General features: G+C 74.3%; 9 protein-coding genes. 3 read left to right on the forward strand and 6 right to left on the reverse strand.

The features are described from left to right. Nucleotides 1-111 (reverse strand): pilus assembly protein (locus tag E6J59_06360; protein TMB21170.1); only part of this gene is annotated, 111 nt, incomplete at its 3' end. 659 nt (nt 112-770) lie between these two features. On the opposite strand from E6J59_06360, the gene E6J59_06365 reads away from it, so the two are divergent. Further along, complete coding sequence (locus E6J59_06365; GenBank protein ID TMB21177.1) at nt 771-1157, forward strand: VOC family protein; 387 nt, start codon at nt 771-773, stop codon at nt 1155-1157. Nucleotides 1158-1166: 9 nt separating this feature from the next. On the opposite strand, the gene E6J59_06370 is transcribed toward E6J59_06365, so the two are convergent. The 4 genes from E6J59_06370 to E6J59_06385 form a co-directional block, all read right to left on the reverse strand. Further along, entirely contained in the window at nt 1167-1781 is a 615-nt protein-coding gene (locus E6J59_06370) for a DJ-1/PfpI family protein (protein TMB21171.1), read from the reverse strand. A gap of 88 nt (nt 1782-1869) precedes the next feature. Beyond that, entirely contained in the window at nt 1870-3081 is a 1212-nt protein-coding gene (locus E6J59_06375; protein ID TMB21172.1) for a CoA transferase, read from the reverse strand. After that, nucleotides 3078-4298, reverse strand: a complete 1221-nt coding sequence (locus tag E6J59_06380; GenBank protein TMB21173.1) for a DUF362 domain-containing protein — start codon at nt 4296-4298, stop codon at nt 3078-3080. The genes E6J59_06375 and E6J59_06380 overlap by 4 nt, the downstream gene beginning before the upstream one ends. 75 nt (nt 4299-4373) lie before the next feature. Continuing rightward, nucleotides 4374-4607, reverse strand: coding sequence for a hypothetical protein (locus E6J59_06385; protein TMB21174.1), 234 nt, complete (start codon nt 4605-4607; stop codon nt 4374-4376). A 131-nt stretch (nt 4608-4738) separates the two neighbouring features. Here E6J59_06385 and E6J59_06390 point away from each other — a divergent pair, with 131 nt between their 5' ends. Next, nucleotides 4739-6073 carry a hypothetical protein gene (locus tag E6J59_06390; GenBank protein ID TMB21175.1) on the forward strand — a complete coding sequence of 445 codons (1335 nt, stop codon included), beginning with the start codon at nt 4739-4741 and terminating at the stop codon, nt 6071-6073. Between the two features lie 9 nt (nt 6074-6082). Here E6J59_06390 and E6J59_06395 read toward each other — a convergent pair whose 3' ends face one another. Then, on the reverse strand, nt 6083-7063 hold the full coding sequence (locus E6J59_06395) for an LLM class flavin-dependent oxidoreductase (protein TMB21178.1): 981 nt from the start codon (nt 7061-7063) through the stop codon (nt 6083-6085). Nucleotides 7064-7266: 203 nt separating this feature from the next. Here E6J59_06395 and E6J59_06400 point away from each other — a divergent pair. Next, nucleotides 7267-7408, forward strand: a 142-nt coding sequence (locus E6J59_06400; GenBank protein ID TMB21176.1) for a glutathione S-transferase family protein, incomplete at its 3' end; no start/stop codon positions are given.

Raw genomic sequence — 7408 nt, forward strand, 5'->3', positions numbered from 1 at the left:
CATGAAGGCGTAGCCGAATTCGATCATCCCCAGCACCACGATTACGAACAGCGCGATTACCAGGCCCGTCTCCACGAGGGCCTGCGCCCGCTGGTTTCGTCTTTGCCTCATCAGACTCCTCGTAAGGTGCCTTTCGGTTTGGCACAGCGGAAGCTACTCGAAGGGCTGTGCTGCTGTCCACAAGAAAATGGATGGTTGGCCCGGGCCTCCTCGAAGGCCGTCCGCTACCGCGGCCGGCAAACAGGCGGATCGGGTTGAGGGTCCAGGTCGTGGCGGCCCTATCTCGCACATGGCACATGCGCTACCCGCCATTGTTGACGAATTCGGCGGCCCGAACGCGCCAGAGCCTCCCCGAAGGCCGCCCGTCGCGAGATCTGGCTCGGGCCGCCGCATCGGAGGGCTTCCAACGGCCCTCCAGGTCTCGACCTACCGCCCCCGGGCCCTCCTCCCGAGCCCCATCTCCGCGGGCGGCAGATTCGCCTGCTGAAGGGAGTGCGCGGCGCGCGACCCGGCGAAGGCTGGCTGTTGATGCGCCGTCGCTTGGCCTTCCCCTCCCGATTTTTCGGGCACACAGCTATTTTCTAGGGCCAGCGCAGTCAGTCTGGCCTTCCGCATCCGTTGGTGCATGCAGGTGCGCCCCCTCGATTCACCGCCGCTCCCGGTGCGCCCGGGAGCCGGGCTCCCAGCGCGTGCAGGACGGCTCCCTGGACGTAGCCGTAGCGCCGTGTCATGGGACGGCTGGCTTGGAAGTCAACGGAATCGCCCACGTCATGCTCACCGTCGGCAACTTCGACGCCTGCCTGCCCTTTTACGAGGAACTGCTCGGCTTCCTCGGCCTCCGGCCCGTCCTCAAGGCCGACGGCTTCCTCTACTGCGTGGGCGGGCGGACGGCGGTCGGCATCGTCCAGGCCGAGGACCGCTGGCGCGACGAGCGCTTCGTGCAGCTCCACCCCGGGCTCCACCACGTGTGCTTCCGCGCCCGCGAGCGGGCCGACGTGGACGCCGTGCACGAGTTCCTGGTCGGGATCGGTGCGAAGATCGTTCACCCGCCGGAAGACGGCCCGTGGGCGCCCGGCTACTACTCGGTCCTGTTCGAGGACCCGGGTGGGACCCGTCTCGAGGTGAACCACGTGCCGGGGAAGGGGCTGCTCGCCTAGGACGGCCTCCTAGACCAGGCCCCACACCTTCGCGAAGGGGTCCCAGTCCGCGTCGGTGTGCCACTCGTACTCCATGGCGCGCGCGACGTTTTCGCTCACCTCGCGGCCGCAGGTGCGCGCGATCACGTGGAGCGCCATGTCGATGCCGGCCGAGACGCCGGAGGAGGTGACGAACTTCCCGTCGTCCACCCAGCGCGCGGCCTTGACCCAGGCGACGTGTGGGCCGTGGTCGGCGACCCACTGGAAGAAGGCCTTGTTGGTGGTCGCGCGCCGGCCGTCGAGGAGGCCCGCGCGCGCGAGGAGCGCGGCGCCGGTGCAGACGGATGCCACGATCTCCGCCTCGGCGGCGCGGCGCGCGAGCCAGTCGAGCAGCGCGCGGTTCTCGACCTCCTCGCGCGTGCCGATCCCGCCCGGGACGAGGAGCAGGTCTAGGCGGGGGCAGTCGGCGAGGCCGTGATCCGCGACCGCGCGCACTTGCTGCGCGCTCGCGACCGGCCCGCTCTGCTCGGCGACCAGCACCACGCGGAAGAGCCCGGGCAGGCCGCCGAACGCCTCGAGCGGCCCGAACACGTCGAGCAGCTCGAAGCCGGGGAAGAGCACCACGCCGAGCGTCCGTTCCGCCATGTCTGCCTCCCAGGTCAGAGCGTCCGTTGCCGGGACCGCATCCTGCGCGCGCTCGCGCCCTGTTCCAAGACGATCGGTTCGACGATCGTCACGGGATGGCGCCCGCCTCCTTCGCCGCCGCGATCTCGTCCCACGAGAGACCGAGCGCGAGCAGCACCTCCTCGGTGTGCTGTCCCAGCTCGGGTGCCGGGCGGAGCGCCGGGGCGGTCTCGTCGAACTGGACCGGGCTCGCCACCAGCGCGAAGGGCGTGCCGTCGCCGCGGTCCACCTGGGGCAGGTACCCGTTGGCGACCGCCTGCGGGTCCTCGGCCAGCTCGCGCGCGCTCTGCATCGGCGCCCACACGCCCTCGGCGTCGGCGAGCGCGCCGCGCCATTCGGCGAGCGTGCGGGCGGCGAAGATCGCGTCCAGCTCGCGCACGCACTCGGCGCGGTGCTCGAAGCGCGCCCGGCCGTCGGCGAAGCGCGGGTCGGCGATCAGGTCCGGGCGGCCGAGGTGCCGGCAGAGATCGGGCCAGTAGCGGTCGGGCTGGAGCATGTTCAGGAAGAGCCAGCGTCCGTCCCGGGTGCGGTAGCTGTTGACGATCGGGTTCGGCGGCTGGGTGCGGTCGGAGACGGGGAGGTCGATGCCGAGGAGCCTCGTGGCGATGATGTCGGGCGCCATGATCCACATCGCCGTGCCCAGGAGCGACACGTCGACCACCGCCGCCTCGCCCGTGCGCTCGCGGTGGAAGAGGGCCGCGGCGACGCCGCCCGCGACCGTCATGCCGCCCGCGGAGTCGCCGAACGCAGCGCGCTGCATGACCGGAGCACCGGCGCCGGGCGGCGTGAGCGCGTTCGCGATTCCGCCGCGGCACCAGAACGAGGCCGCGTCGTACCCGCCCCGCTCGCGCTCGGGACCGCGCGCGCCCTGCCCGTGGCCGCGCACGTAGATGATCCTCGGGTTGACGCGCCGGAGGTCGTCGACCTCGATCGCGAGCCGCCGCCGCGCCGCGGGGAGGAAGTTGGTGAGGAAGACGTCCGCCGTCTCGACTAGACGATAGAGGAGGTCCCGCCCCGCCGGGCGGCCGAGGTCGAGGCCGACGCTCCGCTTGCCGCGGTTCGGCTGCTCGACCATGAAGTTGACGCCGCCGGTGGGCGGGACGAGGCCGGAGGTCACGAGCCCGCGCTGCGGATCGCCGCTCATCGGGTGCTCGATCTTGATCACGTCCGCGCCCCAGTCGGCGAGCACGGCGCCGGCCGCGGGCACGAACCACCACTGCGCGACCTCGATGACGCGCACGCCGGCGAAGACCTGGCTCATGTAAGCGTCGCTGGCACCGCGCGCGGGCGGGCCGCCAGGAACTCGCCCGCCCCCGGCGGCCCCGGCGTCCGGTCCACCCACTCGAGCGCGAGCGCCTCCGGCACCCCGCCGCGCGCCCGGCACGCGTGGGCGAGGGCCGGGTCGTCGAGTGGCCGGCGCACCCGCGGCGCCGCGAGGGGCTTCGTGCGCACGGCTTCGCCGTGGCCCCACACCATCTGCACGAGGCAGCGGTTCGCCAGGCTCGCGTGGCGGTAGACCCCGTCGAGGAGCCAGTGGGGCGAGGCGCCGTGCGTCGCCTCGGCGCGCGTCCATGCGAGCCAGCGGTGGGCGACGAACTCGTGCGCCACGAGATCCGTCGAGGCGAGGACGAGGCCCGCGGCCGGCCGCGCCACGTAGCCGAAGTCGGGGCCGAAGGTCGTCTGCACGGCCGTGGCGTCGGTCACGACCAGGCGCAGGCGGCCGGCGATCGCCGGCAGGCGGTTCACCTCCGCGTACTTCTCCGCGAAGGAGTCGGCGTCGCGGTGCAGCTCGAGGCGGCTGTCCTCGCGCAGCCAGCCGACGCCGAGCGTGAGACCGAGGGTGGCGAAGGCGAGCGTGTGATGGCTCACGCGCGGCAGATAGACGATGTGGTCCGCCTGGGCGGCCGCGCGCGCGACCAAGACGTCGCCGCGCCAGTGGCCGCCGCCCGGGACGCGCTCGGCCAGGTAGGCGTCGTAGCCGCTCTCCTCGAAGGCGAGCGGCACCGCGCCCGCCGCCCGGGCGGCGGGCCAGAGGCCGTTCCGCTGCATCAGCTCGCGGGTCGAGCCCCTGCGCTCATCGCGGGTGTGGTGGACCAGGTGCACGCCGGCCTGGTCGCCGACCGACACCGTGCCCGCGCCGCGCGCGTAGAGGAGCCGCGCCAGCGCGAACAGCGCGGCCGGCGAGCTGGTGGCTGGAAAGCGGCTCCCGGAGCTGGATGCCACCTTGACGAGGACGCGGTCGCCCGGGGCGAGCCAGGCGAAGTCGGTCGCCGCATCGACGACCCGCCGGACCGCTCGCTCGAGCGCCCCCGGCTCACCGGCCGGCACCCATCCCGTCGCGACGCGCGGCCGATAGCCCTCGCACACCACGGGGGGATCGCTCGCCGTCACCGCCCCCGTCCGTAGCGGGAACACCAGACTCGCGGCCGACGCCCCCAACCCGCGCAGCACCGCGCGCCGCGAGAGAGACGGCGCCATCCGCCGCCTCCTAGCACCGCGTCCCCCCGGGTGTCGAGGTGACGCGCCGATCTCCTTGGCTCGGCGGCGCGCGCGCTAGTGCGAGTCCGCGTGCGGCTCCGGCCGCTTGCGCGCGGTCTCGGCCACGTCGAGGGCGTCCTGTCCCGGATGCAGGCGCAGGCGTTCGAGGCTCTTGAGCATCTCGCGGACGGGCGACGTCACCGGCGGAGCCGGCGCCTCCAGCGGCCGCTGCTCCATCCCGGGCGCGGCGGGCTCGTCGCGCTCGGCGGCGAGGACCGGGGCGACCGCGACCGCCAGCGCAAGGCTCATGACGAATCTGCGCTTGCGTGTCACGTCCCATTGCTGGGCGCGAAACGGGCGCCCGTCAAGTCCCGGGGAAGCGTGAGGGCCGGCGCGCCCTGGCTTGCCTCGTTCCGCGCCGGCGCCTACGGTCCGCGTCCATGCCGCCCCGCGGCAAGCCGCGCCCCGGCGGTGCGCTCGCCGTCGCCCTCGCCGTGGGCGCCGTCCTCCGGGTCGCGCGCCTCCTGCGCGCTCCGCTCATGCATCCGGACGGGCCCGCCTACCTGGACCTGGCGAGCGGTCTGCTCGACGGGAGGGTTCGGGCGGTGCTCGGCGGCTACTACTCGCCCCTCTATCCCGCCGCCGTGGCCGGCCTCGCGGCGACCGGGCTCCCGCTCGAGCTCGCCGGACGCGCGACGGCGCTGCTCGCCGGCCTGGCCGCGCTACCGCTCGTCCACGCGCTCGTGCGGCGCCTCGTGGGCGAGCGTCAGGCGGACGCCGCGGCCCTGGTCGCCGCGGTGCACCCGGCGCTCGTGAAGGCCTCAGCGCAGGTCCTCCCCGAGACGCTCGCCGGAGCGCTCCTCCTCGCCTGGCTCGCGGCGCGCGGGGCAGGCGTCGCCGGGGCGCTCGCGGGCGCGGCCTACCTGGCGCGGCCGGAGGGCGTCCTGCTGCTGCCGCTCGGCCTCTGGCGGCTCCGGCGCGAGCGCCTCGGCACCCTCGTGCTCTATGCCAGTGCGGCCGTGGTCCTCATGGCGCCGGCGCTGCTCGCGCTGCACGCGGCGAGCGGGCACTGGGGGCTCTCGCCGCGCGAGGCGCGCGTCGCGCTGCTGAGCGGCGTTCCGGGGGCCACGACACTCGCCGAGGCCGCGCTCCGGAGCCCGGGGGCGCTCCTCGCCCGCCTCGCGGGGGGCGGGGCGCGGCAGGTGCTCTACGACGCGACGGCGCTCGGACCGCCGTGCTTGGTCCCGTTCGTGCTGGGCATCGGGGCGGCGCGCTGGCCGCTCGCCGTCGCGGCCTGGTTCACGGCGCTCCCGCTGGCGCTGAACCCGAGCCCGCGCTACGCCGTGCCGCTCGTCCCGCTCTTCCTGCCGGCGACGGCTGCAGGCCTCCTCGCGCTCGGCGAGCGCCTGGGCCGCCGCGCGCGCGTCGCGGCCATCGCGCTCGGGATGACGCTCGTCGTGCAGGCGCTCTGGGTGAGCCACCCCTTCGACGCCGCCTGCTCGCGCGAGGTGAGCCGGCTGGTGCTCGAGCACTACGGGCCGGGCCAGGCCCTGGTCGCCGTCGACGGGCGCTTCGCGTACGGCGCGCGCGGGCGCGCCCTCGTCCCGCCGACGACGGACCCGGAAGATGCGCTCGCGCTCGCCCGCCGGAGGGGCGCGCGCCTCTGGCTCACGCGCCCGGCGTGGATCCGCCCGCCGTGGGCACCGCCCGCCGACGCTCGCGCCGTGGCCCGTCCGTGCGGCGGGACGTTCGTGCTCTTCGAGCTCGGCGGTTAGGACCGCCTCCTAGAGGTCGCGCACGGCGGCGGCCACCTCCTCGGCGAGGAGGCGGAGCGTCTCGGGCTCGCCGCGGTCGTGCAGGAAGAAGACGAAGCCCTGGATGCCGAGCCGCGTGCGCGCGCGGATGCGCGCCACGATCTCGTCCGGCGTGCCGCAGTATCCGCCGGCCGCGAAGCCCCAGCCGGGCCCGGCAAAGCGGCGCTCGGCGAGCGCACGTGCCTCGTCCGCCCGCGCGCGCGTCGGGACGAGCGCGAGCACCGCCTCCTCGGTGACGCGCAGGGTCGCCGGGTCGCGGCCGATGCGCTCGCAGTTGCGGCGCAGCACCTGGAGCTTCCGCGGCAGCTCGGCGAGCGCGTAGGTGGGGCAGTTCCACACGTCGGCGTGCCGCGCGACGACCGGCAGGGTGTGCGTCTCGCCCGCCCCGCCCACGTGGATCGGCGGGTGCGGTCGCTGCAATGGGCGCGGCAGGCTCGGCGCGGCGCGCAGGCGGTAGTGGCGGCCGTCGTAGGAGGGTGCGTCCTCGGTGAAGAGGAGGCGGACCACCTCGAGTGCCTCGGCGAGCCGCGCCGCGCGTTCGGCCGCCTGCGGGAACTCGAGGCCGAACTCGGCGAACTCGGGCGCCGAGGAGCCGCTGCCGAGGCCGAGCTCGAGCCGCCCGCCGCTCGCGTGATCGAGCGTGATCGCCATCTTGGCGAGGAGGGCCGGATGGCGGAAGCCGTTCGCGAGCACGAGGTGCCCGAGGCGCACCCGCTCGGTCACCGCCGCGAGCGCCGCCGCCGTCGTCCACGCCTCGAAGGACGGCACCTTCGGCAGCCCCGGCGGATAGAGGTGGTCCATGAACCAGACGGAGTGGATGCCGAGACGGTCGCACGCGACGACGCGGGCGCGGAGGTCGTCCCAGGCGAGGCCGACCTGCGGGAGGTAGACGCCGACATCGGCCATCGCAGGGGACCTTAGGCGAACGGGATGCACGCCGGCAAGGAGCATTCCTGCTCGAGGCATGCGCCGCGGTTGATCTCCCTCCGGAGCTGCGGCATTGCGTGGGTTGCATGGGTCTCACGACGATCAGCGTGCGCAAGCGCACGCTGCGGCCGCTCCGCCTCCTTCTCGCCTGATGCCCGGGCGGGCCGTTTTCCACGAGGGGAGAAGCGACATTCCCGCGCCCGCGCAACCGTAGTAGAGGCGCGTCGATGATGAAGCTCTACGACTACCTGCCCTCCGGCAACGGCTACAAGGTCCGCCTCCTCCTCTCCCAGCTCGGTCACCGCTTCACCCTGATCGAGAGGGACATCGCGAAGGGCGAGACGCGCACGCCGGAGTTCCTCGCCATCA

The sequence above is a fragment of the Deltaproteobacteria bacterium genome, from assembly GCA_005879795.1.
GTDB lineage: Bacteria > Desulfobacterota > Binatia > DP-6 > DP-6 > DP-6.

What these genes read in the sequence shown, in the direction of transcription:
- E6J59_06365 (TMB21177.1), top strand. Translation starts at nt 771, where the DNA reads ATGCTCACCGTCGGCAACTTCGACGCCTGCCTGCCCTTTTACGAGGAA.
- E6J59_06370 (TMB21171.1), bottom strand. Translation starts at nt 1,781, where the DNA reads ATGGCGGAACGGACGCTCGGCGTGGTGCTCTTCCCCGGCTTCGAGCTG.
- E6J59_06375 (TMB21172.1), bottom strand. Translation starts at nt 3,081, where the DNA reads ATGAGCCAGGTCTTCGCCGGCGTGCGCGTCATCGAGGTCGCGCAGTGG.
- E6J59_06380 (TMB21173.1), bottom strand. Translation starts at nt 4,298, where the DNA reads ATGGCGCCGTCTCTCTCGCGGCGCGCGGTGCTGCGCGGGTTGGGGGCG.
- E6J59_06385 (TMB21174.1), bottom strand. Translation starts at nt 4,607, where the DNA reads ATGAGCCTTGCGCTGGCGGTCGCGGTCGCCCCGGTCCTCGCCGCCGAG.
- E6J59_06390 (TMB21175.1), top strand. Translation starts at nt 4,739, where the DNA reads ATGCCGCCCCGCGGCAAGCCGCGCCCCGGCGGTGCGCTCGCCGTCGCC.
- E6J59_06395 (TMB21178.1), bottom strand. Translation starts at nt 7,063, where the DNA reads ATGCTCCTTGCCGGCGTGCATCCCGTTCGCCTAAGGTCCCCTGCGATG.